Source organism: Bradyrhizobium sp. Kon10 (genome assembly GCF_055807395.1).
On record NZ_JBVVOZ010000047.1, the window covers coordinates 1 to 24,136 of the forward strand.

General features: G+C 60.1%; 21 protein-coding genes and 1 pseudogene. 13 read left to right on the forward strand and 9 right to left on the reverse strand.

The annotated features are described in order from the left end of the window. Both AC0L2O_RS33780 and AC0L2O_RS33785 read left to right on the forward strand, forming a co-directional pair. Positions 1-543 (forward strand): porin (locus AC0L2O_RS33780; RefSeq protein WP_473372798.1); only part of this gene is annotated, 543 nt, incomplete at its 5' end. A 171-nt stretch (positions 544-714) separates the two neighbouring features. Then, positions 715-2,634 (forward strand): potassium transporter Kup, encoded by a 1,920-nt coding sequence (locus AC0L2O_RS33785; protein WP_473372799.1) that lies wholly within the window; start codon positions 715-717, stop codon positions 2,632-2,634. Between the two features lie 152 nt (positions 2,635-2,786). Here AC0L2O_RS33785 and AC0L2O_RS33790 read toward each other — a convergent pair whose 3' ends face one another. The 3 genes from AC0L2O_RS33790 to AC0L2O_RS33800 all read right to left on the reverse strand — a co-directional run bounded on the left by AC0L2O_RS33790 (position 2,787) and on the right by AC0L2O_RS33800 (position 5,042). Then, positions 2,787-3,032, reverse strand: coding sequence for a hypothetical protein (locus tag AC0L2O_RS33790; protein ID WP_473372800.1), 246 nt, complete (start codon positions 3,030-3,032; stop codon positions 2,787-2,789). 464 nt (positions 3,033-3,496) lie between these two features. Beyond that, positions 3,497-3,892 (reverse strand): GFA family protein, encoded by a 396-nt coding sequence (locus AC0L2O_RS33795; RefSeq protein ID WP_473372801.1) that lies wholly within the window; start codon positions 3,890-3,892, stop codon positions 3,497-3,499. A 226-nt stretch (positions 3,893-4,118) separates the two neighbouring features. Next, positions 4,119-5,042: a DMT family transporter gene (locus tag AC0L2O_RS33800; RefSeq protein WP_473372802.1), complete on the reverse strand. Its 924-nt coding sequence runs from the start codon at positions 5,040-5,042 to the stop codon at positions 4,119-4,121. Positions 5,043-5,133: 91 nt separating this feature from the next. Here AC0L2O_RS33800 and AC0L2O_RS33805 point away from each other — a divergent pair, with 91 nt between their 5' ends. The 4 genes from AC0L2O_RS33805 (at position 5,134) to AC0L2O_RS33820 (ending at position 9,680) form a co-directional block, all read left to right on the forward strand. Then, on the forward strand, positions 5,134-6,012 hold the full coding sequence (locus tag AC0L2O_RS33805) for a LysR substrate-binding domain-containing protein (protein ID WP_473372803.1): 879 nt from the start codon (positions 5,134-5,136) through the stop codon (positions 6,010-6,012). A 532-nt stretch (positions 6,013-6,544) separates the two neighbouring features. Continuing rightward, positions 6,545-7,390 (forward strand): c-type cytochrome, encoded by an 846-nt coding sequence (locus tag AC0L2O_RS33810; RefSeq protein ID WP_473372804.1) that lies wholly within the window; start codon positions 6,545-6,547, stop codon positions 7,388-7,390. A 711-nt stretch (positions 7,391-8,101) separates the two neighbouring features. Next, positions 8,102-9,079 (forward strand): ABC transporter substrate-binding protein, encoded by a 978-nt coding sequence (locus tag AC0L2O_RS33815; protein ID WP_473372805.1) that lies wholly within the window; start codon positions 8,102-8,104, stop codon positions 9,077-9,079. Positions 9,080-9,461: 382 nt separating this feature from the next. After that, the gene (locus AC0L2O_RS33820; RefSeq protein WP_473372829.1) at positions 9,462-9,680 is read left to right on the forward strand and encodes a hypothetical protein; all 219 of its coding nucleotides are present in this window, start codon (positions 9,462-9,464) and stop codon (positions 9,678-9,680) included. Between the two features lie 527 nt (positions 9,681-10,207). Here the strand turns inward: AC0L2O_RS33820 and AC0L2O_RS33825 are convergent. Beyond that, a complete protein-coding gene (locus AC0L2O_RS33825) occupies positions 10,208-11,311 on the reverse strand; it encodes a S1C family serine protease (protein WP_473372806.1) in 1,104 nt (367 codons plus the stop codon). 187 nt (positions 11,312-11,498) lie between these two features. Here AC0L2O_RS33825 and AC0L2O_RS33830 point away from each other — a divergent pair, with 187 nt between their 5' ends. Continuing rightward, complete coding sequence (locus tag AC0L2O_RS33830; protein WP_473372807.1) at positions 11,499-11,666, forward strand: DUF2934 domain-containing protein; 168 nt, start codon at positions 11,499-11,501, stop codon at positions 11,664-11,666. Between the two features lie 312 nt (positions 11,667-11,978). On the opposite strand, the gene AC0L2O_RS33835 is transcribed toward AC0L2O_RS33830, so the two are convergent. After that, entirely contained in the window at positions 11,979-12,707 is a 729-nt protein-coding gene (locus AC0L2O_RS33835; protein WP_473372808.1) for an FCD domain-containing protein, read from the reverse strand. 265 nt (positions 12,708-12,972) lie between these two features. Between AC0L2O_RS33835 and AC0L2O_RS33840 the strand changes: the two genes are divergently transcribed. The 6 genes and pseudogenes from AC0L2O_RS33840 to AC0L2O_RS33865 all read left to right on the forward strand — a co-directional run bounded on the left by AC0L2O_RS33840 (position 12,973) and on the right by AC0L2O_RS33865 (position 20,316). Beyond that, the gene (locus AC0L2O_RS33840) at positions 12,973-13,947 is read left to right on the forward strand and encodes an ABC transporter substrate-binding protein (protein ID WP_473372809.1); all 975 of its coding nucleotides are present in this window, start codon (positions 12,973-12,975) and stop codon (positions 13,945-13,947) included. Positions 13,948-14,013: 66 nt separating this feature from the next. Then, positions 14,014-15,558: a sugar ABC transporter ATP-binding protein gene (locus AC0L2O_RS33845; RefSeq protein ID WP_473372810.1), complete on the forward strand. Its 1,545-nt coding sequence runs from the start codon at positions 14,014-14,016 to the stop codon at positions 15,556-15,558. Next, positions 15,551-16,549, forward strand: a pseudogene (locus AC0L2O_RS33850) (ABC transporter permease); the annotation flags it as partial. The gene AC0L2O_RS33845 and the pseudogene AC0L2O_RS33850, both read left to right, overlap by 8 nt. 69 nt (positions 16,550-16,618) lie before the next feature. Further along, positions 16,619-17,527: an ABC transporter permease gene (locus tag AC0L2O_RS33855; protein ID WP_473372830.1), complete on the forward strand. Its 909-nt coding sequence runs from the start codon at positions 16,619-16,621 to the stop codon at positions 17,525-17,527. Between the two features lie 4 nt (positions 17,528-17,531). Continuing rightward, positions 17,532-18,620 (forward strand): mandelate racemase/muconate lactonizing enzyme family protein, encoded by a 1,089-nt coding sequence (locus tag AC0L2O_RS33860; protein ID WP_473372811.1) that lies wholly within the window; start codon positions 17,532-17,534, stop codon positions 18,618-18,620. A 31-nt stretch (positions 18,621-18,651) separates the two neighbouring features. Beyond that, on the forward strand, positions 18,652-20,316 hold the full coding sequence (locus AC0L2O_RS33865; RefSeq protein WP_473372812.1) for a GMC family oxidoreductase: 1,665 nt from the start codon (positions 18,652-18,654) through the stop codon (positions 20,314-20,316). A gap of 151 nt (positions 20,317-20,467) precedes the next feature. Here the strand turns inward: AC0L2O_RS33865 and AC0L2O_RS33870 are convergent, their stop codons facing one another. From AC0L2O_RS33870 to AC0L2O_RS33885, 4 genes are all read right to left on the reverse strand, one after another. After that, on the reverse strand, positions 20,468-20,908 hold the full coding sequence (locus tag AC0L2O_RS33870) for a nuclear transport factor 2 family protein (protein WP_473372813.1): 441 nt from the start codon (positions 20,906-20,908) through the stop codon (positions 20,468-20,470). 503 nt (positions 20,909-21,411) lie between these two features. Further along, positions 21,412-22,440 carry a transglycosylase SLT domain-containing protein gene (locus tag AC0L2O_RS33875; protein WP_473372814.1) on the reverse strand — a complete coding sequence of 343 codons (1,029 nt, stop codon included), beginning with the start codon at positions 22,438-22,440 and terminating at the stop codon, positions 21,412-21,414. Between the two features lie 693 nt (positions 22,441-23,133). Continuing rightward, positions 23,134-23,346, reverse strand: coding sequence for a hypothetical protein (locus AC0L2O_RS33880; protein ID WP_473372832.1), 213 nt, complete (start codon positions 23,344-23,346; stop codon positions 23,134-23,136). A gap of 241 nt (positions 23,347-23,587) precedes the next feature. After that, the gene (locus AC0L2O_RS33885) at positions 23,588-23,956 is read right to left on the reverse strand and encodes a hypothetical protein (protein ID WP_473372815.1); all 369 of its coding nucleotides are present in this window, start codon (positions 23,954-23,956) and stop codon (positions 23,588-23,590) included. Positions 23,957-24,136: the final 180 nt, after the last annotated feature.

A 24,136-nucleotide genomic window follows, 5' to 3' on the forward strand; every position in this document is an offset into this window, starting at 1 on the left:
GCCGTCGGCATCGCCAACGAATGGGCCGCGAAATTCGGCGCGGGCTACCGGTTCAACGACATGATCGGCAGCCTCCAACTGTACGGCATCTACGAGATCATGCGCCGCCAAAATACGGTAGCCGATTTCAACGAACGTTCGCGCGACGGCTACTTCCTGAGCGCGACCCAGACGGTCGACAAATGGGATGTCAGCGCATCATGGGCCCACGCCAACGCGTCGCCGGGCTCGCCTGGCACCGGCGTCCTCAATGCCTATCCCACCCCCGGGGTCGTGGTCTCCGCTCCGGCCGGCGCCGCCGACTTCGCGCTCAACACCGTAGACTCCAGCGCAGACCAGTACGCACTCGGCGTGAAGTATCACTTCAGCCCGTTCGTGAGCTGGTACCTCGTCGGCAGCTATCTGCGCAACGGACCCGGCGCGCACTACTGCCTCGGTGTCAGCGGGCACGGTTATGGCGTTTGCGGACGCGACGCCAACAACAACGTTGTTGCGGGCAACAAGGCGGAAGCGGTCACAACGGGCATGACGTTCGACTTCTGAGGCCATGGATGAAGCAGACGAAGGGGAGCTTGCGATCTCCCCTTCGCGTCTGTTCCTCTCCCGTTTGCACGCGGACGATCCTCGCCGATGCGGGTGCAAGTGATAGCTGCCGCTAGTACGTAGGCAGAAATCTGCTTAGGTTGCGTGATCAAGTCAGCTTGCAGAATCAGCATGCCAAATCATACGGTTTCCGCGCTGTCCGGCGAGACCGGGTTTTCAGGGGCTCCCCAGGAACGCGCACAGCAAAGCGCCAGTCCGGCCACACTCCTGCTGGCTCTCGGGATCGTCTACGGAGATCTCGGCACAAGCCCGCTCTACACGATGCAGACCATCGTGCATCTGCTGGGTTCGGGCTTCTCCGCCGACGCGGCGCTCGGAACCCTATCGCTGATCGTGTGGGCGCTCATCATTACCATTTCGGTCAAGTACAGCGTGTTTGTAATGCGCGCCGACAATCATGGTGAAGGCGGCATTCTCGCGCTGATGGCAATGACGGGAGCGCACTGGTCGGGGCGCGGGCGGTGGCTGATCGTCGCGGGTCTGTTTGGGGCCGCTCTGGTCTATGGCGACGGCATCATCACGCCGGCTATTTCGGTCTTGAGCGCGGTCGAGGGCCTCAATGTCGCAACTGAGGTGTTCAAGCCTTACACCATGCCGATCGCCGCTGTCATCCTCGTGGCGTTGTTTGCGGCCCAAAGCCGCGGGACCGCGACGGTGGGCCGGGCGTTCGGCCCGGTAATGCTGCTCTGGTTCGTCACCATGGGCCTGCTTGGTCTGCTCAACATCATCGCCAATCCTCAGGTTCTTGCCGCCCTGGATCCGATCCATGGGTTCAAGTTGCTGACCATGCATGCTGGCCTCGGCTTTACCGTCCTTGGAGGAGTATTTCTGGCCGTCACCGGGGGCGAGGCGTTGTATGCCGACATGGGTCATGTCGGACGAACTCCAATCCGTCTCGCTTGGTACGGTCTGGTGCTGCCTGCCCTCATCCTGAACTATGCCGGCCAAGTCGCGCATCTGATCGCGCATCCGGACCTTCGGGCAAATCCCTTTTTCGGCCTGGCACCGCCATGGGCGCTTTATCCGCTGGTCGCGTTGGCCACGCTGGCCACCATCATCGCCAGCCAAGCGATCATTACCGGCTCTTTCTCGATGACGCGGCAGGCGATGCAGCTCGGATGGTTTCCGGGCCTCAGAATTTCACAAACGTCTGCCGATCAGTACGGACAGATCTATGTCCCGTTCGTCAACTGGTCCCTAGCGATATGCACCCTGGTGCTCACGGCGGTGTTCGGTAGCTCGGACCGACTCGCTGGCGCTTACGGCACGGCGGTATCGACAACGATGGTCCTGACCACGATTCTGCTGCTTCGGGTGATGACGATCCGGTGGCACTGGGGCGCTCTGAAATCGATCGGGGTCGCCGCCCCCTTGCTGCTCGTCGACCTTGCCTTCTTCGGGGCCAATCTGCTGAAGATCGGAGAAGGCGGCTGGATCCCCCTCAGCTTCGGGCTCCTTGTCTTCCTGATGATGATCACTTGGCACTACGGGGTCACTGCGATCCATCGTCGGAATACCGCGCACTCAGAATCGGTGGCGGACTTCCTGCGTCGGCTGGCCGAGGAAAAGATCGCACGCGTGTCCGGGACCGGAGTTTTCCTGACCCGGCTTGGCAAAGGCATGCCGCCGATCATCGTAAATCATGTGACCCAGACGCACTCTCTGTTCGAGACCGTGGTCGCGCTGACCGTGAGCTTCGAAGCAGTGCCGCGCGTTAAGCAGCGCGATCGCATCAGAAGCGAGAAGCTCGGGGACGGAATTTGGCACGTCAACGTTCACTTCGGCTTTGTCGAGATTCCCGACCTCCCATCCGTGATCTCGCAACCGAAGCACGAAGGATTACCCGCCTGGGAGAGGCCCACCTACTACGTGGAACGAGTCGATGCCGTGAGCCGCCCAAAACGCCCGCCTCTTTCCAAATGGCGGGTCGCTCTGTTCGCGTTCATGTCCCGTAACTCTGCCCACCCAGTCGATCGTTTCAGGATCCCGATCAATCGGCTGGTCGAAATAGGCCGGCGCATCGAGCTCTGACAAGCCGCGAGAACGTCAGAATATGAGCTGCTAACGGCGGTGCACGACGGCATAGTCTATGCGCAAAAGCCCTCCGTTTGGCATCTTTGAGCCCCCGAACCGATCCGCAAACGAGGGCGAAGCGATCCTCGTTCAGCAAACGAGGTCGGTGCTTACCGCTCGCGAACTGGGTGGCTCGCTTTCGGTGGCATGACCACGGCACCACGGTCGGGATGGAAATCGTCGGTTAGCACACGCTGGCGGTAGCCATCACCTTTCATTCGCCCATCAAAAAGGAACGGCCGTTCTGCATCTGCGCTGACGGTCGCCGGTGTCTGTGATTGTTCAGCCTTGGTATTTTGTGCATTGGCTGCGGTCGCGGTCAATGCCGACAAAAGCGCGATTGCTAGTCTCGACATGACGGGCTCCTCTCCGGCGCGGGATCAACGTGTGGCCATACGATTTAGTTTTGCTAACCTTTGGGAGAAACTGGACAATAGGAAGGCGACCATCTAATCGGACCGCCTCTGGCCCATCTCTGACCTCCCGACCGGCGCCGTAATATACGCTGCCGGTGCTCAACCGGCAGTAAGCAGCCGGGATACCGGAAGGCCGCTTGTGACCCCAAGCCGGCCTTATATCGTGCGCTTGAGAAACAAAGACTCGAAACTTCGGTACAGGATCATTACCGGTGATTTGGCCGGAGCAACGCCGCCTGCGACTATTTCAGCCAGGCGAAAGGTGCAAACGCCGACCTAGGGCACGCTAATTGGGGAACGGGCCGAGGAAACTGGCATTTTCGACGATGCCATGAGTGAGTTGTCCCGCTCAGCGATTGCGGCTGCGCATGATTTCTCGGCTTACAAGCTTAGCCGCCGAACTTTTACGGTGCGCCGGGTAGTTGCGGGAGATCATCGGTGATCTTGTACCAGGGCGCTTTGCTGGCCACGTGGACGTGAATTTTTGGCTGGACGCCGGGATCGTCATCCAGTGCGCCCAGCGGCAAGCCATAATAGTCTGGATGATCGTCGAACTTGCTCAGGATCGGGGATCCGCATACCTGGCAAAAACCCCTGTGATTTCCTGGTGATGATTCATAGAAGGTAATGAGCGCCTCGCCCTGTACGAATTCAAACTCGGCCGATCTCACCGCTGCCCGGCTGCGAAAGGCGCTACCCTGTGCCTTCCGGCACATCGAGCAATGGCAATTCATGGCGCCGGAGAGCCGCCCCTCAATCTGATACTTGATGCCGCCGCACAGGCAGCTTCCGCGTAACATGAGCGCCTCCCAATAACCGCTGCGTTACAATCTCGTCAAACCACCATATTGAAAGCTGCTGCCGACGCAAATCCTGCTGCATCTCCGTATGTGGAGTGCATGCGGCCGGTCGTCTGATTTTCAGACCCCGCTCCAGCGGGCCGAGTTTCTCGCTCGCACCCGTGGTGATCAAACGAGAAAGCGCCACTTCCGCTGCTGGCGCCGCAGCAGATATGGCTTAAAAGCCTCACTGCTCAGCGCAGCTCTGCAATGAGGGCTCGGTCTCGGCGGCTGTCTTCGGGCCTGATTGGGTCGTCGAGATCCAAATGCCGATGAATACCGTCACAATCCCAGCCGCAAGATTCCAGCGCAGCGGCTCGTTGAGCAATGTTGCGCCGACGAGCGAGGCCGCCACCGGATTGACGGTGACCGATATCGCGACACGGGTCGGCGTGGTTCGCTCAAGCGCGAAGGCCCAGAGGTAGAAGGTCAGCGCGCTGCCGAAGGCACCGAGATACAACGCGCCGAGCCATTGCGGCGGGCCGAAGGCTTTGACTGGCGCAAAGCTCCCGTGGAGCATGGAGAGGATGACGAGGACGGCAGCACCGGCCGCCATCGCCAGCGTCGTGAAGGGAATGGGCCCGGAGCGGCGGATGAAGGGTTTGGACCAGATGCTGTAGAGCGCCATGCACAGCGCGGCGCTCACCATCAGAAGGTCGCCGCGCCACGCGCCGTCGGGCGCCGTGCCGAGCCCGCTCAGCAGGGCGATGGATACCCCTGACATCGCGACTAGGACTCCGGCGGTCTTTCGCGCGGTCAACGGCTCGCTGCCGAGCGCCGCGCCAACCACCATGGTCAACAAGGGCAGCGTCGACAGTGCCAGTGCGCCGCGCGCCGCGGTTGTGAAGATCAGCGACGCGTTGAACAGGATCGGAAACCCGGCATAGAAGAGCAGGCCTAAGCCCACGACCGCCGGCCTATCCTCCCGCGGCGGCCAGCGATGTCCCTGCACGAGCGCCACCGGCAGTAGCAGTAGGAAGCCCATCCCGAACCGGAAGGAGCCGATCGCCAGCGGATCAATGGCGTTGACCAGAAACCGCGTCGCGCCGATCGACGTGCCACCCAGAGCGCTGGACACCACCGCAGCCAATACGCCCCAAACCTCGCTCATCGCTTATCCTCCATTCCAGGGTTGCACAGCCTAGGGGAGGCGCGATAATCAAGAAATCGAATTTAATTGATGTATGTAATCGCGGATTCTGATGAGGGCACCGATCTTGGATCCGGATCTCTTGCAAGCGTTTCTAGCGGTGGCGGATCATCGCTCGTTCACTCGCGCGGCCATGACCCTGAACCGGACGCAGTCCGCCCTGAGCATGCAAGTTAAGCGTCTGGAGGAGCAGCTCGGAGTGGAGCTGTTTCACCGCACCAAGGCCAACGTGGTCCTAAGCGCTGCCGGCGAGCGGCTACTCGACTACGCGCAGCGCATCCTCAGCCTGAATGAGGAGGCAGCGGGTCGGGTTCGCGAGCACAGGGTGGAGGGACGCGTTCGGCTCGGGGTCATGGACGATTACGGAACGCTGTTCCTGCCGCCGCTGCTTGCGAGCTTCATAGCCAATTATCCCCTGATCGATGTAGAGATGGAGACCGGGCTGACGTCCACCATGACCGACCGGCTTGGGAAGGCCTACAACATCGTCATCGCCATGCATCCGGAAGGACATTCCCAGGGCGAACTGCTTAGGCGCGAGCAGGCTGTGTGGGCGGCGAGCACCGAACATCGCGTCGAGGAATCGGACCCACTTCCGGTGGCGCTGTATCCGCAGGGATGTCTGTTTCGCAATTGGGCCATACAGGCGCTGGACAAGGCAAACCGCCCATGGCGGCTCGCTTTCGTCAGTCACAGCATCTCGGCGGTCGAAGCGATAGCGGCGCAGGGCCTTGCGGTGACGGTGGTCAAATCTGGAACGTTTCCATCAAAACTTCGGCGCCTTTCGGAGCGCGATGGTCTGCCGCAGCTGCCGCGCGGGGAAATTCGGCTTCATCGGGCGCCAAAGCTATCGCGCGCGGGAACGCTACTTGCCGACCATCTAGTGGCGTCGTTGGCCGGGCCGGCGCGAAGCAAGGTTGTGCGCCGGTAATGTTTTGGACTGTCATCGCATTGATCATTGTCTTTGTTGCGTTGTTGCTCCTGCGACGCGCTTACGCAGCCCCAATTCCAGGAATATTCGATTCCGGCCATTGCGGTCTTCCCCATTGTTACCTCTCGATTTAGTCGGGTGCGAATGCAGCATAGGACGCTCGCATCATGGTTCAACGGCGCGCAGCCTACCAAACGAGGGGCCGGGTTAATGCCGAAGCGCGCGTCAGCCGCCGTGACCTCCGCTGCCGCTGGTGAACCGGGCCGAGCTGAACCGGCCGCAATCGCAGCTTTCGACCCAAGGAGACGTTGCCAGCTTGGCAGACCGCTATTAACGTATTCGGTGCCTTGGCGAGCTGTACTTGATTGCAGACAGCGAATTGCCGATGGCCCGAAATGATTATCGGAATAGCTGACGCCTGTAGTTGAGATTTCGTTTGATCGAAGCCGATTGAAGCGCTCGGCTAATTACGAGCGGGACGTTCCGTGCGCTTAGATAGATCTAGTTGACCAAAAAATTAGAGGAAACCAGCATGTTTAGACTCTTTATGACGTCTGCCGCCATTGTTGCCATCACCGTCAGTGTCGCCCGTGCCGATTCCGATCTGGTCAAGCGCGGCGATTATTTGGTCAACGGTGTTTTAAGCTGTGGCAATTGCCACACGCCGAAAGGCCCGAACGGTGACGTCCTAGACAAGGCGTTCTCCGGTGGCGGGTCCTGGGACGAGCCGCCGTTCAAGGTATCTGCCGCTAACATTACGCAAGACAAGGAGACCGGAATCGGAAACTGGAGCGACGCCGATATCAAGAAACTGATGCGCACTGGGGAAACGCCAAAGGGTGTGCACATCGCCATGATCATGCCGACGGGCTTTTACCACATTATGACCGAACGCGATCTGGAAGCCGTCGTCGCATACTTACGTACAATCGCTCCGATCCAAAACAAAGTCGCCGATCCCATTTACAAGATGCCGCAAGTCGAAAACGTCCTGCCCGGCGGGGAAGAGCCATTCGCGGAATCGACGATGAGCGACAGCGCGAAAAAGGGTTTCTATCTCGCCACCATTGCACATTGTATGGAGTGCCACACGCCGTTGGGACCAGTAGGTCGCGAGTTCACGACTAAGCTGGGGGCGGGTGGTTTCGAATTCCGAGGCCCTTGGGGTGTTTCTGTTTCCCGCAACATCACCCAGAGCACAACCAATGGGATCGGTGGATGGACTGACGCCGAGATCAAGCGCGCCATCACTCAAGGGATCAGCCGCGACGGCAGTCGTCTCAAGCCACCGATGGGTTTCCACTACTACGCCACTATAACTCCGGATGATCTTGATGCGGTGGTCGCCTATCTGCGCACGGTGGCGGCGCAGGACTGACCTCGAACTGCACCCAAGCGTCAAGTTGTAGCCGGTCTCGCCGCGTTCGGCTCTTTTTACCGGCTATCGCCGATCTCGGACCTCCTCCACAGGCGAGCATCCTCTGTGGCATGCCGGTGGCCGATGTACTGGATTTGCCATGCGACGTGTAGGCGATCGGAACCGAGGACAGGCTTCATTATTTGGTCTTCCCGCAGCGCAAGGATCGAGTTCGCCTGTATGGCTGTTGCGATTTTGCTGACCTCGCGCGATTTGCTGGCCCGGACAAGCAAACCGAGTTGCTCCGGGCCATTCGGTTGAACTGTCTGCCGCTGGGCGAGGCGAGTGCAGCAGGTAAGTCGATCGGACCTTTGAACGGAGTTTCAAACGAAGATCATTGGACGCGAAAGCGCGCCGGGCCCCCGTGACCATCCGTGCGGCTGAGCGTCGCCTCTTACCCTACCCGGCTGTGCTGATCGGTCCCGAGCGCCTGCCGCCGGAAGCTTTCCTGCCAGAGACAATTGAAAAGCTGTTTGCGTCTTAAAGTCAGCATTCCGAAAATGTCGGTTCCTGGGCTCTTAGCGGAACAGTGCTAGACCCGCCGCCACCTCCGCCATGCGACGTTACAGGGAGTTAGGCCAGCCACGCTTTGGCCCTGAGCGGCCGAGGCGGAAACATGCTAGTAGGATCATCCCGGCCGCCAACAGGCGTCCTCGTTGCGGGAAGAGGCACATGCAACGTCGGGAATTTGTCATCCGGATAGCTGGTTTCTCAGCCGCTTGTCCGCTGATGGCGCACGCGCAACATAGGCCAGTGGTGGGCGTCGTACGCATCGCACAACGTGGCGCAAGCCCGCATCTTGAGGACGCGTTTCGCCGGGGCTTGAAGGACGGAGGCTACGTCGAAGATCAGAATGTCCTGCTCGAATGGCGGTGGGCCGACGGTGACTATGATCGATTGGCGGAAATGGTTGCCGAGCTGGTCGGCCAACGGGTCACCGTGCTCGCCGCAATCGGAGCCACAAAGACGGCGCTCACTGCGAAAGCAGCCACGGAACGCGTTCCAATAGTATTCATGATCGGAGGTGACCCCGTCGAATTTGGCCTGGTCAAAAGTCTCGCGCACCCGGGCGGAAACATCACAGGGGTTGCTCTTCTGGCAGAGAATAGGGATTCGAAGCGCCTCGAACTCCTCCACCAGCTTGTGCCAGCGGCGACGAGGATTGCGCTACTGATAAACCCGGAAAACCCCTACGGCCAAGTGGGAGCCCGGCAAGTTGAAGCGGCGGCGCGCAGCTTGGGATTGGAGCTGCACATAATTCGCGTGAAATATCAAAGTGAGATTGATGCGGCGTTTCCAGACCTGGTCGAGCGAGGTATCGGTGCCCTGATGATCGGCGCGGATGCGTTTTTTTTGAATCAGCGCAGCCAAATCGCGGCTCTGGCATCCCGGTATGCCCTCCCAACGATGGCTGAACAGCGCGAAATCCCTGAGGCGGGCGCCTTGGCGAGTTATGGCCCCAACACGACTGACGCGTTACGTCTGACTGGATTATATGTCGCCCGCATACTGAACGGGGAGAAGCCAGCCGACATGCCGGTCCAGCAGGCAACGAAGTTCGAACTTGTCATCAACATCAAGGCAGCAAAGGCGCTGGGCATTACCGTCCCAGACACGATGCTCACGCTCGCCGACCAAGTCCTAGAATAGAGTTGATCGGGATGTCAGTGGTGGCCCTAAGCCGAATGGTCCAGAGGACCTTAGGCGCGCTCGACAAAACTCACTGAACCCAAAGCAGCGCGGAACGGCAGGCCGCCCCGGCGAGGGGTCCTATTCGTAGTCGAGCGGCAAGCGCCGCATCACCGCCTTGGAAACAAAGGAAACTGGCTACACCACGGCGCAACGCTCATGTCCCACGGTTCTCGCGTGTGCTGCAGGAAGGCAACACTCCACGGCACCTTGCGCTATCGCGCGAAAGTTAATTTGCACGATCAGAACGATTCAGGCCAGCTCCGTGCGACCAAGTTGTTAGCTGGGGGGATTGCAAATGACTGTCACGCGTGGGATCGGAGCCGCCCTGATCCTGATAACGATGAGCTCTGAAGCATATGCCGTTCATCATCACAGACCGGGCGAGCGGATTTCGTGCTCAGACGTCAGATACTACGTTGCGAAGTATTCGGCGGCGGTGGCTGAGATGTATGCGCGTAGTCACGGGGCCTCCACGGCGCAGATCGAACGCGCTCGGCGTTGCCTCGGGTTGAACGAGGCGGCCGAAGCAGGGCAGCGTGTAAGCGCGCCGTCCATGTAGATGAACAAGCAATCGCCAAATGCTCCGACGAGTTGGTCCCGTTTGCCAACTTGCTCGAGAGGCTCGAAGAGCAAGCACGGCCCTGCCCAATCGTTCGGGGGCCACCGTCGCGCCGCTCAGAGGGAGCTTCGTAGGGTTGGCAAATCTCAAACGGCTGCCTTGAACGGGGTGGCCTTCGTCGATGCGGGAGTGTGTTCCGCTACACCGGGCCGACGAGTATCGGGGGCCAGACCGTCAACGTGGCGAACTCCAATGTTCTGCGATCATTTGCCGGTGTTGGCCCGACCTGGGTCTCTCCGTTCGGCGCGCTCGCGATCAACTATGCCGTTCCGTCAGGAAGGCGGCGTACGACGTGGCACAGCCTTCCAGCATTGCCCCTTCGGCGTTTTGAATTCCTTGAAGACAACCAAGCCCAGATCACGATCGCATGGCCTGTTCGGTGCGCCACGACCGCGCTTCACTGTGTTGCCGGCAACAACCACGAGCCCGGCTCGGGCCGCGGGCGCTCTCCGGTTCAGGCAGACCGGTCATCGCTGTTCCAGCTGGGAGATGTCTGAGATGGTCAACTTGAGAGTGCGGCTTTGCCCAGCTCGGTCGATGGTCAATTCGACCTGCTTACCGATCCCTTCGTTTTCGAGCACAGAAGTCAGTTCCTCCATGCTGTGAATCGGCTTGCCGTTTGCTTCGGTGATGATGTCCTTGATGACTCCGTCCTCGCTTGCGCCCTCAAGGCCCGCTTGCGCGGCGGGAGAGCCGGGCAACGTTCGCAGGATAATGACCCCGTCGATTCCGAGGCTTGTTGCCTCATCCTGCTTGGCAGCCACGATACCGAGGCCCGGCAAGGGCACATGACCATTGCGGATCAGCTGGGCCGCAACGCGGTTGACGATGTCGACGGGAATCGCGAATCCGATCCCCGCAGAGGCACCTGAGCCCGAGAGGATCGCGCTGTTCACCCCGATGAGCCGTCCGGCGCTGTCGAGCAGCGGTCCGCCCGAATTCCCGGGATTGATGGGGGCGTCGGTCTGAATCATTCCTTTGACTTCGCGCGCCGTCACCGACGGCAGTCTGCGGCCGAGTGCGCTCACGATTCCGGAGGTCAACGTCTGATCGAGACCATAGGGATTGCCGATCGCGAATGTACTCTGGCCGACCTGTAGATCAGCCGAGCGGCCAACAGCAATGGGATGCAGCGCCGACCTTGGTCGTTCCAACTGAAGAACGGCGAGGTCGTAATTTGGAGCGGCGCCCACCACTCGTGCAGCAACAAATTCGCCGGTGGTCAGCCTAACTCCAATCTGGGCCGTGCCATTGATCACGTGGTTGTTCGTGACCACGTGACCGGCCAAATCCCATATAATTCCCGACCCCGATTGCGTCACGCTTTCCTGTTCGTCGGAAAAGACGGATGTGCTGCGCGCAGCTCGAGCGAACACATGCACGACCGACGGCGAGGCGTCCTTGAACAGACGAACAGTTGCCTGTTCGCCCGAACCAAGATCGGCGCGGGGAGCGACGGGGCGGGGATCAGAGGCAGAAAGCCACAGCGCCGACAGGTAGGGCTCTATCAGCCAGATCGTTGCCAAGCACAGCAGCCAGACCGTTATCACGCGCGGGAAACGAATGGGCACCCTCGTGCCTCCTTTGCCGCAGTTCTAATTTCAGGGGAAATCCCATGGTTCCTAACAGCGTCTGCCGCGGGCAGCAGAGGTCCACCCGCGAGCTCTGCCGGGCTCGCTTGGAACGACCGTCTAGCACAAGCAGTTAAGGTCACCCGGGCAACAGAGGCGCCGGCGGTCGTACTCTGGAGGATGAACGATGGTATTTCCGAACGAGGAGCAGATCAGTCTGAGAGCGCGCGAGCTTTGGGAGGAGGCCGGTCGTCCCGAAGGACGTGATCTCGAATTCTGGCATCGAGCAGAGCGAGAGTTGCAAGGGGCCTCCGAGCGAGGCGACCCTGAGAAAGGGACGCCGGATGACATCTAGTCCGGCCGCAGTCCAAGAGAACTGAATGATTGGAGGTACGCAGCGGCTACGGCGAACGACGACTCGAAAAAGCCGCCGTCGGTCTTCTTCAGGATACGCTTGATCAACTCAGGTTCGGATGGATCGTAGGCAGGCTGTGCCGATAAGCCTCCCGAGTTCGCATGCGCTCAAGCTACTCCGCGGCGAACTCGAACGAATTAGCCGGAAACGATCGTCAACGAAACGTGGCGGAAATATCGGTCACGACGACAAATCAGCAGCTTAGAGGATATGCACTGCGTTCGGGCCGCAGGAATCACAGATGCCGCAGGCTCAAATCTCGTGATCGCCCAAGATCGCGGATCTTATCAATTCCCAGGCTGCAGCAAGATGGCGCCGTAGCGCGTCCTCGGCTCGGTCAGGATCGCGTGCGGCGATAGCATCGAAGATCGACAAATGGCCGGAATAGTTCATGCGGTCGAGCTCGGCGCTGGTACGCATGGATCGCCAGAGCTGCATAAGCCATTCAACATACGCCCTGTGCACGGCCGGATAGACCGGATTGCCAGCAATCCGATAAAGAATCCCGTGAAACGCTATATCGGTTGCGTAAAACTCGCTCCAGTTTCCGATCGCCGCCCGATTGGCCTCCAGAGCCTGTTTGAGGCTTTCGATGTCATGGGGACGGGCATGTTGGGCGGCCCAGCGAACGAGAGCCGCCTCGAAGAAGACGCGGGACTCGAACAGCGCCGTGATTCCCTCTTTGTCAGAAAGCAGATGTGAGACGAAGGTCCCTAGGCGATCGAGTGCAATGTCGTAGTCAGGCTTACTGGCGACGGGCCGATGTCCGAACTTGGTGCTGGCAAGTCCCCGATGCGACAGATGTGCGATGGCTTCGCGCACTGCCGTCCGGCTGACGGAAAATTGGCGCATGAGGTCGCGCTCCGTCGGCAGACGCTCTCCTTCGGCAATCTCGCCGGCCATGATCATACGTGCGAGTTCGGCGGACACCGCATCGGCGAGCCGTCCGGGACGCGGCAAGTCCTTTTGTTCAGATTTCAAGCCTCCCTCCTGCAATTGGGAACCGCGTTGTTCGGGGATCTTAGCGCACAACGCGGCAATTTGGTAGAACCAAAAGTCGGTTGCCTGCCCTCCGTGGAACACGAGATCCGGTTTTTGTGGCCTTGACACCCCAAACGATCAGAATGCTAGGATGATGTGGTCCGACCATAACTGGACCACTTTGGCAGACGGCGCAGCGCTCGTCCGTGCCAGCACCACCGAGAGCCCCCTCGAACGGGCCGATCAACGTCCCAAGGAGACGAACATGCACAGAAGATCCTTCCTCCTGCTCTCAGCCGGAATAGCGAGCCTGGGGCTCACCGCCCCCTCGTGGGCACAGGGCCTCCCGAAGCTGAAGGAAAAAGAGAAGTACAAGGTCGGCTTCGCTCAGACTGAAAGCAACAATCCCTGGAGGATTGCGCAGACCGAGAGCATGAAAGCGCAGGCGCAGAAGGAGGGCTGGCAGCTCGTCTACACGGACGCGGCCGGTTCTGCGGCCAAGCAGGTCGCCGACGTCAACTCGATGATCGCGCAAGGCGTGGACCTGATCTTCCTGGCCCCTCGGGAAGAAAAGCCCCTGATCCCCGCGGTGATGAACGCCAAGAAGGCCGGGATTCCGGTGATCCTGCTCGACCGTTCCGTAGATCCAAGTCTTGCCAAGCCGGGCGTCGATTACGTCACGTTCATTGGGTCCGACTTCGTCGAGGAGGGCAAGCGCGCGGCCGAGGCCCTCGACAAGGCGGTCGGTGGGAAGGCGAAAATCATCCAGCTGGAAGGAACGACAGGCTCCTCGCCGGCAAACGACCGCGCCAAAGGTTTCAAGGAGTACATCAAGAACCGGCCGGAGATGCAGATCGTTGCCTCCCAGTCGGGCGATTTCGTCAGAGACAAGGGCCGTCAGGTAGCGGAGACGTTGCTGCAGGCGCATTCCGATGCGACAGCGATCTACGCGCACAACGACGAGATGGCGATCGGTGCAATCGCCGCAGTGGAGGCCGCCGGTAAGAAACCGGGCAAGGACGTGATCATCGTGTCCATCGACGGAGAGCGCGATGCTCTTCGTGCGGTCGCCGACGGCAAGATGTTGGCCACGGTCGAGTGCAATCCGAAGTTCGGACCGAAGGCGTTCGATACCGCCAAGCGCTACGCAAAAGGTGAAAAGATCGAGCCCTGGGTGATCAATCCTGATCGCTTCTTCGACGCATCGAACGCCAAGGACATGATCGCGGACTCATATTGAGCGATCCCGGGCGCGCCGCCGGCGCGCCCACTTCTCCTCAACAACAAGACCGATAAGAGGAGCGTCATGACGCCTCTCCTGGCAATGCGCGGGATCGAAAAACATTTCGGAGGCGTCCCTGCGTTGCAGTCTGCTTCGCTGGAAGTCGAGCCTGGAGAGATCCACGCCCTGATCGGCCAGAACGGTGCGGGAAAGTCGACACTGATCAAGGCCTTGACAGGATACTACCAGCGCGATGCCGGTGAGATCGTGTTCGCGGGTCGTCCCGTCGCATTCGGCGCTCCACAGGAGGCGCAGCTCGCGGGAATCAGCACGATCTACCAGGAAATCAATCTCGTTCCCTACCGCTCGGTCGCAGAGAACATCTGTCTCGGTCGCGAAAAGCGGCGTTTCGGCCTTCTCGATTGGTCCTCGATGCACCGCGAAGCAGCGGAGCTGCTCTCGCGCTTCAACATGCAAGCCGTCAACGTGCGGCGGCGTCTCATGGAATATCCGACGGCGGTCCAGCAGATCGTCGCGATTGCGCGCGCGATCGGATTTGCCGCCCGACTGGTCATCATGGACGAACCAACCTCGTCGCTCGACGATAAGGAGGTCGAGGTCCTTTTCGAGGTCATTCGCCAGCTTAAGGAGGCGGGCGTCTCGGTGATCTTCGTCAGTCACAAGCTGGATGAACTCTACGCTGTGTGCGACCGGGTCACGGTGATGCGCGACGGACGCACGGTACTGGCAGCGCCCATGGCCGAGGTGTCGCGGATGGATCTGGTCACAACCATGCTTGGCCGCGAGCTCTCCCAGATGCGGCGAGTCGGAAGTCATGCGCACAACCCCGCCGGGGCTCGTGCGTCCCTGCTTGAGGTCGAGCATCTCGCAGGCGGTCCAAAGGTGCGCGATGTCAGCTTCGATGTGCGTTCGGCGGAGATCGTGGGACTGGCGGGACTGCTGGGCTCCGGCCGCACTGAAAGCGCACGGATGGTGTTCGGAGCCGACCCTCTGGAGAGTGGCACGATTAAATTTCGCGATCGCGCGATCAGGGATCCCGCGCAAGCAATTTCCGCCGGGATGGGCTTCTGCTCGGAGGATCGTAAGCTCGAAGGTATCGTACCTTGGTTGTCCGTGCGCGAGAACATCGTGCTCGCCCTCATGCCGCAGCTTTCTGGCCGCGGCATGGTAGACGAAAGCCGCAGCAAGTTGGTCGCCGACGAATTCATAAACCGCCTGGGGATTCGCTGCAGCTCACCTGAGCAGGCGGTCGGCGAGCTCTCAGGGGGCAACCAGCAAAAGGTTCTGTTGGCGCGCTGGCTCTGCATGAATCCGAAGCTTCTGATACTGGACGAGCCAACCCGCGGCATCGACGTCGGAGCCAAGGCGGAGATTCTCGGGCTGGTGCGCGAGCTGGCGGAGAATGGGCTAGGCGTTCTGATGATCTCGTCCGAACTCGAAGAGGTGATCGAGGCCGCCAGTCGCATTTTCGTGCTGCGGGACGGCATCAGTGTCGCCGAAATCGCGGGAGACTCCATCAACGAAGATGCGGTCATGTCGGCGATGGCGCACGGGCCCGGCCTTGCAGACCAGATCGGCACCCCGGCTTCGGGAGGCGCGGATGCGTGACGCAGCGCTACTGCCGGCAAAACTGCGGCCGCAGCCCAAAATCGGAGCGCTGCTCCATCGCCACGGTCCGCCACTTGCATTGTTGCTACTCGTTCTTTTTAACGCGGCAGTGACGCCTAACTTTCTGAGCTGGCAAACACTGAACGTAAACCTAACCCAAGTCTGCACGACCGTGATCGTCGGGGTGGGAATGACCTTGGTGATTGCCACGGGTGGGATCGATCTCTCGGTCGGATCGCTCATGGCGATCTCTGGTGCGCTGGCGCCCCTGATCTTTCTCGGCAAGATCGTGCCGGGGCTGCCTGATTGGCTCGCGATCGCGCTGGCGTTCGTGATTCCGGTTATGGTCACCGGTTTGCTTGGCCTGTTTAACGGATGGCTCATCACCCGTTACCGAATCCAGCCGATTATCGCGACGCTCGTTCTCTTCATCGCAGGCCGCGGCATAGCCCAAGTGCTTACGAACGGAAATCTCCAGGTGTTTCACTTGGCCGAATTCCAGTTCATCGGTCTTGGACGGATTGCCGGACTTCCTTTTCAGGCCCTACTGATGGTGGCTCTGGTAGCGATCGCCGGCTGGATGCTTCGCCGGTCCTTATTCGGACGCCGGATACTCGTTATTGGCGGCAATGCGCGTGCGGCGCGGCTGGCCGGTGTACCGGTCGGGTTCGTGGTGCGCACAGTTTACGCCGTGAGCGGCGCGCTTGCCGGAGTTGCCGGACTGATAGTCATCGCGATCAACTCCTCATCGGACGCGAACCTCGTTGGACTCGGCACCGAGCTTGATGCCATTGCCGCCGTCGCGGTCGGAGGCACGCCGCTGACCGGCGGTCGGGCGAGCATCGCGGGAACGCTGTGGGGCGCGCTCATCATCCAGCTTGTGCGCTATACGCTGCTTGCCAACGGTGTTCCCGATTCTGCCGCGCTGATCGCAAAGGCCGGGATCATCGTCCTCGCGGTCTGGTTGGTACGCGAGCGCGCGGGGGCCCCAGCGGCAAGCCAAGCAAGCGCAACTCCGGTAGGCCGGGTCGGCCGCTATGGAGTATTCGCCGCCCTGCTCATGTTGATCCTATTTGGCTGGCTCAGATACGATAATTTCCTCGGTGAGTACAATCTGCTCACGGTCCTGCGCTACAACGCGATGTTCGCGCTGGTTGCGCTCGGGATGTGCTTTGTCATCATGTCGGGAGGAATAGACCTGTCGGTCGGTTCGACCGCAGCGCTCGGCAGCGTCGCCGCCGCCCTTCTGTCGCCGTACGGTACGATAGCGGGGATCGCAGGAGGGGTGGGGGCGGGCCTCGCGATCGGTTGCCTGAATGCGTTCTGCATCCTCAAACTCCGGATACTCCCCTTTATTGCCACGCTGGCGACGATGCTTGGCGCCAGCGGGTGCGCGTTGCTGCTCGCAGGTAATCAATCCGTCTCGGTGTCCTACGACTCGGGCTTTACGTCGCTGGGCCAGGGCGACTTTCTTGGCTTTCCCGTCCCAGCCTGGATTGCCATCCTTGCCTATGCTGCGGGCTCGGTCGTGCTGATCTTCACGGCTTTTGGTCGTACGGTTCTGGCGGTTGGCGGGAACGAAGACGCATCCCGACTTATGGGCCTCTCGACCGAGCGCACCAAAACTATCACTTATCTCTCAAGCGGTGCCCTTGCCGGGCTTGCGGGCGCGATTCTCGCCGCTCAGTTCGGCGCTGGTCAGCCGATCGAGGGCGTCGGCTGGGAGTTGTTTGCGATCGCGGCGACGGTGGTGGGAGGCACCCTTCTGACCGGCGGCGAGGGCTCGGTCGGGTCGACGCTGGCCGGGGTGCTTCTGCTCGGATTGATCTTCAACATTCTCAACTTCGAGAACGGTCTCGGCTGGATCAGCCTCTCCGCGTACTGGCAGTCGGTCGTTCGTGGCGTATTCCTCCTTGTCGTCGTCATCCTCCAGGCCTCTCTCGTAGGCCGTTCCGTGCAGACCAGGTAGACAAATGTCAAAAATCGCGTCCATCGAGCCCGGCTTCTATCGCATTGCTTTGCCCGAGGTGCTGACCGACAGCATGCACGGGCAGATGCGGGCCTTCGAGCTCAATACCGTCCGGGTGCGCGACTCGGAAGGAGGCGAAGGCGTCGGCTACACTTACACCGTCGGCCGCAACGGCTCGGCCGTCGATGCAATCCTGAGGCGTGAGATCGTTGAGATCTTCCTCGGGGAAGAGGCTGATCATATCGAGCGTCTCTGGACCAAGGCATGGTGGGCGCTCCACTATGGTGGGCGGGGCGGTCCGACTGTGCTCGCCATCTCGGCCTTCGATATGGCTCTTTGGGATCTGAAGGCGAAGCGCGCGCGCCTGCCGCTCTGGAACTATCTCGGGGGTTTCGACCCAAAGGTGCCCTGCTATGCGGGCGGCATCGATCTCGAATTGACGCCCGAGCGGTTGCTGAAGCAAACCGATGGAAATCTCGCCAAGGGTTTTCGCGCGATCAAGATGAAAGTTGGGCGCGCAAAGCTTTCAGAAGATGTCGAGAAGATCCGCGCGATGCGCGGTTTCCTCGGTGAGAATTTTCCGCTGATGGTGGATGCGAACATGAAGTGGAGCGTCGACGAGGCGATCCGGGCCGCGCGCGCTTTCCAGCCCTATGACCTCACCTGGCTGGAGGAGCCCACGATTCCCGACGATCCGGCCGGCCACGCGCGGATCGTGCGCGAGGGCGGCCTGCCCATTGCCGCCGGTGAAAATTTGCGCACGCTCTGGGAGTTCAAACAGTATATCGCGGCGGGCGCCGTCACTTATCCCGAACCCGACGTGACGAATTGCGGCGGCGTCACGCCCTTCATGAAAATCGCGCACCTTGCGGAAGCGTTCAACTTGCCGCTCACGACCCACGGTGCGCATGACGTCACGGTTCACCTTTTGGCGGCCTGCCCCAATAGGAGCTTCCTCGAGGCCCACGGATTCGGCCTTGACCGCTACATCGCCGAGCCGCTCCGCATCAATGAAGGTTTCGCGATCGCACCTGACCGTCCCGGCCACGGCATCGAGTTCGACTGGAAGGGCCTGGACCAGATCCGGGGATGATCCTGCTGTCGGTCGCACGAAGGGATTCGGCATGAAGGAACGATACGACCATATCGTCGTGGGAGGCGGCTCCTCGGGATGTGTCGCGGCTGCGCGTCTGGTGGATGCGGGCGCGAAGGTACTCCTCCTGGAAGCAGGCCACTCCCACCGCCATCCGCTGCTGGATATGCCGCCCGGCATCTTCAAGATGATAAACGGCAGCAAATATATGCGGTACCATAAGACGGTACCGCAGGCCCATCTCGACGGCCGGCAGCACGACATCCCGCAAGCCAACGTGCTGGGAGGCGGCTCCTCCGTCAACGCGCAGGTCTACGTCAGAGGCAGGCCTTCTGACTACGACGAGTGGGACGAGATGCTGCGCGGCGAGAATGATGATCCCGGGTGGAGTTGGAAGCACGTCCTGCCGCACTTCCGAAGCATGGAAGGCAACAACCGGCTGCTGAACGACTTTCACAATTCGGAAGGTCCGCTGCTGGTTTCCGATCCCGGGCACATCAACGACATGTCGCGTTGGTTCGTCCAGTCTGTGCAAGCCCTTGGTGAGCCGTACAACAGCGATTTCAACGGTCCGACTCAGCGCGGCGTCGGGTTCTATCAATTCATGAACAGGAGCGGAAAGCGCAGCAGCGCAGTTTACGCATTCATCGCGCCCCTACAGAACAATCCTCGTCTCGAAGTCCGGCTGCACGCACGCGTGAAGCGGATCGACCTCGAGAACGGCCGGGCGGTCGGAGTGACTTACCGGGACGGAAATGACGTGGAGCACACGGCGTTCGCCGACGGTGAGATCATCCTTGCTGCCGGCGCCCTGGTCACGCCGCAGTTGTTGATGCTTTCGGGGATCGGGCCAGCCGCGCAGCTCGCTGAGCACGGAATACCTTGTCTGGTCGATCTGCCAGGCGTCGGAGAAAACCTCATCGACCACCCCGAAGTCCCCATCGTGTCGGTGGCCAACGGCCGACACGGCTACTACAAGCAGGGTGAGGGCTGGCGCATGCTTTTGAACGGGCTACAGTTCAGGCTCTTCGGCACGGGGCCCATCCTATCCGCCGGCGTAGAAGCCGGAGCATTCGTCAATCCGACCGACCCGGACGCCGAGCCGACGATCCAGGCGTTTTGCGTACCGATTGTCTACCTCGATCGCGACACGCTTGATTTGCTTCCGAACACCTATGGACTGACGGTAACGACCGTGGTGATCAAGCCAAAGTCGCGCGGGTTTGTACGGCTTGCCTCCGCCAACCCCGCTGACATGCCGTTGGTTTCGCCGAACCTGCTTTCTCATCCGGCGGACGTCCGCGCGATGATCGACGGCCAACGCTTCTTCATCAGGGCATTTCAGACCAGCCCGCTGAAACAGCGTGTTCGCGAGATACGCATCCCAGATCCGGAAGACCTGAGTGATGATGCCATCATCAGGCACTGCAAGCGCTTCGTAAAAACCAACTACCATCCGAGCGGCACGTGCCGCATGGGCAACAGCCGCGACCGGATGGCGGTGCTTGACGCGCGCTTGCGAGTGCGCGGTGTCGAAGGATTGCGAGTTTGCGACCTGTCCGCGTTGCCAAACATCAATGCAGGCAACACGAACGCGCCGGCCATGATGATGGGGAGTCGGTGCGCGGAGTTTGTCCGCGGGCAGGAAGCGATCTCTAATCGCTGGGGGCAACCATCCATGGCACAAACTGAGTAGTTCCGTTCCAAGCGGTATAAGGGCTTGCTTCACGAGGAAGCTGCCAACGCCTAACGGCCCTCAGAATGTAGGAACAAACGTTTCGAGTGAGAAGCAGGTCGGTCCGGCCCGGCCTACTCACAAGTTTTAGAAAGCTTACCGTCTTCCCGACTTAGTGCAGCGCTTGGTCGATTGTCATGGCTTGACTAGCATCGCCCGAATTGAACGCAGCTTCCCACAGCGCAATCCTACCCCCACGCATCGTCCAGAGCTCAACCCCAAATCCCTTCATCGGTTGACCGGTAGACGAGTCTTCCCATTCTCCGTCCCACACGTTCGTCATCACGTCGCCCATTAGGGTACAGAAGCGCTTCCTGAGCCGATAACCTTTCTGGCGAGCGCTTCTCGCATTGAAGAACTCTCGTAGTGCCTGATGTCCCCTGAATTCCGGGATGATTCCGAACCGAACAACGCAATCCTCGGTAAAGCCTTGGACCAGCGCGTCGATGTCCCAGGGCATGAATAGAGATTGGACGTGAGCGACGAAAGCGCGCGCTTCATCCATCGTACGCGGATTGTGATGCAGATCGATCTGGTGTCGTTGGGTCGGCATAAAACTCGTCCCTCATCTTAGCGGCCTTCAACGCGGCCCCCAAGATCATAGACCATGGGGAGAATACCTTCGAGAGCTCGAGTGCACGCCGGTCCAAGCCAATGACTTCCCGATAAGGCGGCCGGAGAACTTTGAATTCGTAGTCAACCTCCTGCTTTCAATCGGACGGAAAATCCTTTGGGCGGACCGTGCAATTCATCTGAGCAAAAAGCAGTTGGAACAAGTGATCTGGCGGGTGGCCCAACTCCACGAGCTCGCTGAGTATCGAGCCTTCATCGGAGCAAAGAGACTGCGCACCGTTGGCGTGTGCCCTTACTCGGCTCCGGGTCAATCCCTTTTGCCGCGTGCCGTTCTCTTCCGGTTACCCTTATGAGCGGAGGTGGTCAGACCACCCCGGCATGTCTCAAAGGGCTCATGAGCGGACTTGGTCTACCCAGCTGGGTCTGTTTCGCCACGGCGGTTAAAAGCAATGCAATCGTGGCAAGGCCCTGCCGACAACGGAATTATTGGCTTGCCGCCGCGGCAGCGGTCGCCACATATCTCGTGTAGAAATCGGCGACCCGGCCGCGCCACATGCCCACGAACGCCTCTGACGTCACGTTGTCCACCGATTTCCAGGTGCGCTTGAACGCGGGAAGTACATTGCCCCAGATCGCGCGTTTGCACCACCTCTCGCCCTTCTCCTTGCCTTCGCTGGTGGCGCACATGGATTTCCAGGCGGTGCGAGCGGGTCGGCTGATGTGCTCAGCGGCGCCTTCCCAGCCCTGCTGATGGATCAGGTAAAGATCGCTCATGTCCGGCGTCCGGTGCGTGATCCACTCGAACTGGACGCCTTCGGTAATGATTTTGTAGGCGGCCGCAACGGCGTTGTCCCGCGGATTGCGAATCTGCCCGAAGCCGAACTTCCCGAACTCATATTGGCTCAGCTGAAACAGGCCGATATACGACCCAGTGCGTTGATTGGGGTTGAAACCGGATTCGATCTTGGCAACTGCCATCATGAATTTGAAATCGAGACCAAACGCGTCGGAAGCGCGCTTGATCTCTTCGGCCGGCGTTCCGACTGGAATGTCCTTGAACGCACGCAAGACGATCTCCGCCGGTTTCTCCGCGGGCGGCAGTTCGGACCAGACGTAGTAGACCAGATAGCGGAAATCCTGCGTCGACGCCGCTTTCTGAGCATCGTCAGGCGCATCGCGTTCTGCCAGCACCGGTCCGACGATATCCTGTCCCAACGACGCCAATTTCGGCGCGACGGGTTCATCTGCGATCTCGGCTCCGGTGCTCAACGGCCCGGAACCTGATGACGTCGCCGCGCCAAGCTCTGCTCTTTCTGCCCGAAGCGCTGCCGCAAGTCTGGCGGATGCCTCTGCGTATAAGGTAGGCGTCACCATATACGCAGGAGCCATCATGTTCGTTGCCGCTTCCGGCATGACGTCCGGCTCCGTCGCAGCCGGCCTGTTTCCGCCGGCCAGGTAGAGTCCCACGGATGTGATGACACACAGGATGAAGCTGGCCTGCAAAACCTTCATTGCCCGAAGTCCATGAATGGCTTCTGTACGAAGGGTGCTCGCATGTTTCCTGCGCCTGTGATGAGCCTCCTTCGTAAAATCTTGGTTTAAATGTGGTGAACGAGAGCAGACTTTCTGCCTAGCCATTTATCGGACGTTTGATCACAGCGGCCCCTGGCAGGAGACGCCCGGGGGGTCGGCAATAAGTCAAAATCGGTCCTCTCCGTTCGAATTGGACGCAAGTACCTCTCCAATGTCTGAAAAGGGTTCCGTGCCGAAATGACTAGCCTCACGAGTTGAGGAGGTCAGCACGACCGATTTCTAAGCGCTACCTCTGTCGTCTCGAAACACACTCCGTGAAATAAGGATAGATGGTCGGCGCGAAGCCGCCGCTCCGTCTAAAACACGTCGGTGAATCCGGACCAAGCTCCAGGTCTGAGGCAGGATCCGCGAACTGGCGGTTTTCAATCTCGCCATAGACGGCAAGCTGCGTGGCTGCGACGTCGTAGCACTGAAGGTCGATGACGTTGCGCCGGGCGTTATACGCGACCGTCCGACAGAAGAAGACCGGCCGACCAGTCGAGTTTGAACAGACGGAATTGACGTCAGCCGGCCGATGACTACTTGCGGGTGACCGGAAAGAACTCTGGCGATTACCTATTCACGGGCTGGCGGCGGACTGGACACATAACGACTCGCCAGTATGCCCGGCTCTTATCGCAATGGATCGCCAACGTCGGTCTGGACCCGCGCAAGGACGTCGAAAGTATCGCTGCGCAACGCGGCTTTCGCCGCCTGGGCCATCGTCGCGACACCGTTGTTCTTGCGGAAATCGGCGATCCTTTTGTGATCCGGCGCGAGCCGTCCCGTCAGGCACATCACTTCAAGCCTGCGGCCAGCCTCCACGTGAAGCTTTGGTGTTTTCATTGTTGGTTTATCCGGTTGGAGAACGTCCTTGCTGCTGAGGCTCTCGCAATTCGCCGGGCTGGATGCTTGGGGTTTCCCAACCGGCGTAAGCGCAGAACACAAGGACAAAGACCCGAAATGCAATCGACATGCCGCCCACCCGTTCTTGTTGGCGACCACGGTGCAAGCAAGCTCTTACAAGCAGCTTAGGAGAAACAGTTCGCGCAAGGTGGTCGTGGGGAGCGAGGGCCTGAACGGCGCATCACTGCGTCCTTTGCTGCTCCGGTTCAGCATTCATAAATGAATTAGCTATCGTGACCAGATGCACGGCGGCGGTCCCTAGTTGCTCCATTTGTTTGTCAGCTGTGTAGGCGGCAGCAGCACGACGGTATGCAATGGCCACCGTTGCATAGGCATCCGTGATCAGCACAGCGGAATGGTCGTACTCATCCTTTGCTTGCTGAATGCGCCTTTTGGCTACCTTTGTAGCCGTTTCTGCAGTCAACTCAGCAATCTTCTGGCTTTCTAAGCCCGCATCTGAAACTCCGGGCTGACACGCAGCAGCGGCCCCGGCGATCACCTGATAGTATTGCCGCTTTTGCAATTCACTCGACGTTAAATAGCTCTGCAAGAGGCGACGAGCTCTCGTCTCCAGGTATCTCCGGTCGTCACGGATCTTTCGGTGATGGGAGTTGGACCAGCTGAACATCGTTCGCCTGTACTCATGCACGCTGGTGGAACCAAAGCGCAAGCGGCCTACAAAGTTCCATCCGAACCGGCTTGGCGATCGCTGAGCGAGAGGGCCTTGGGC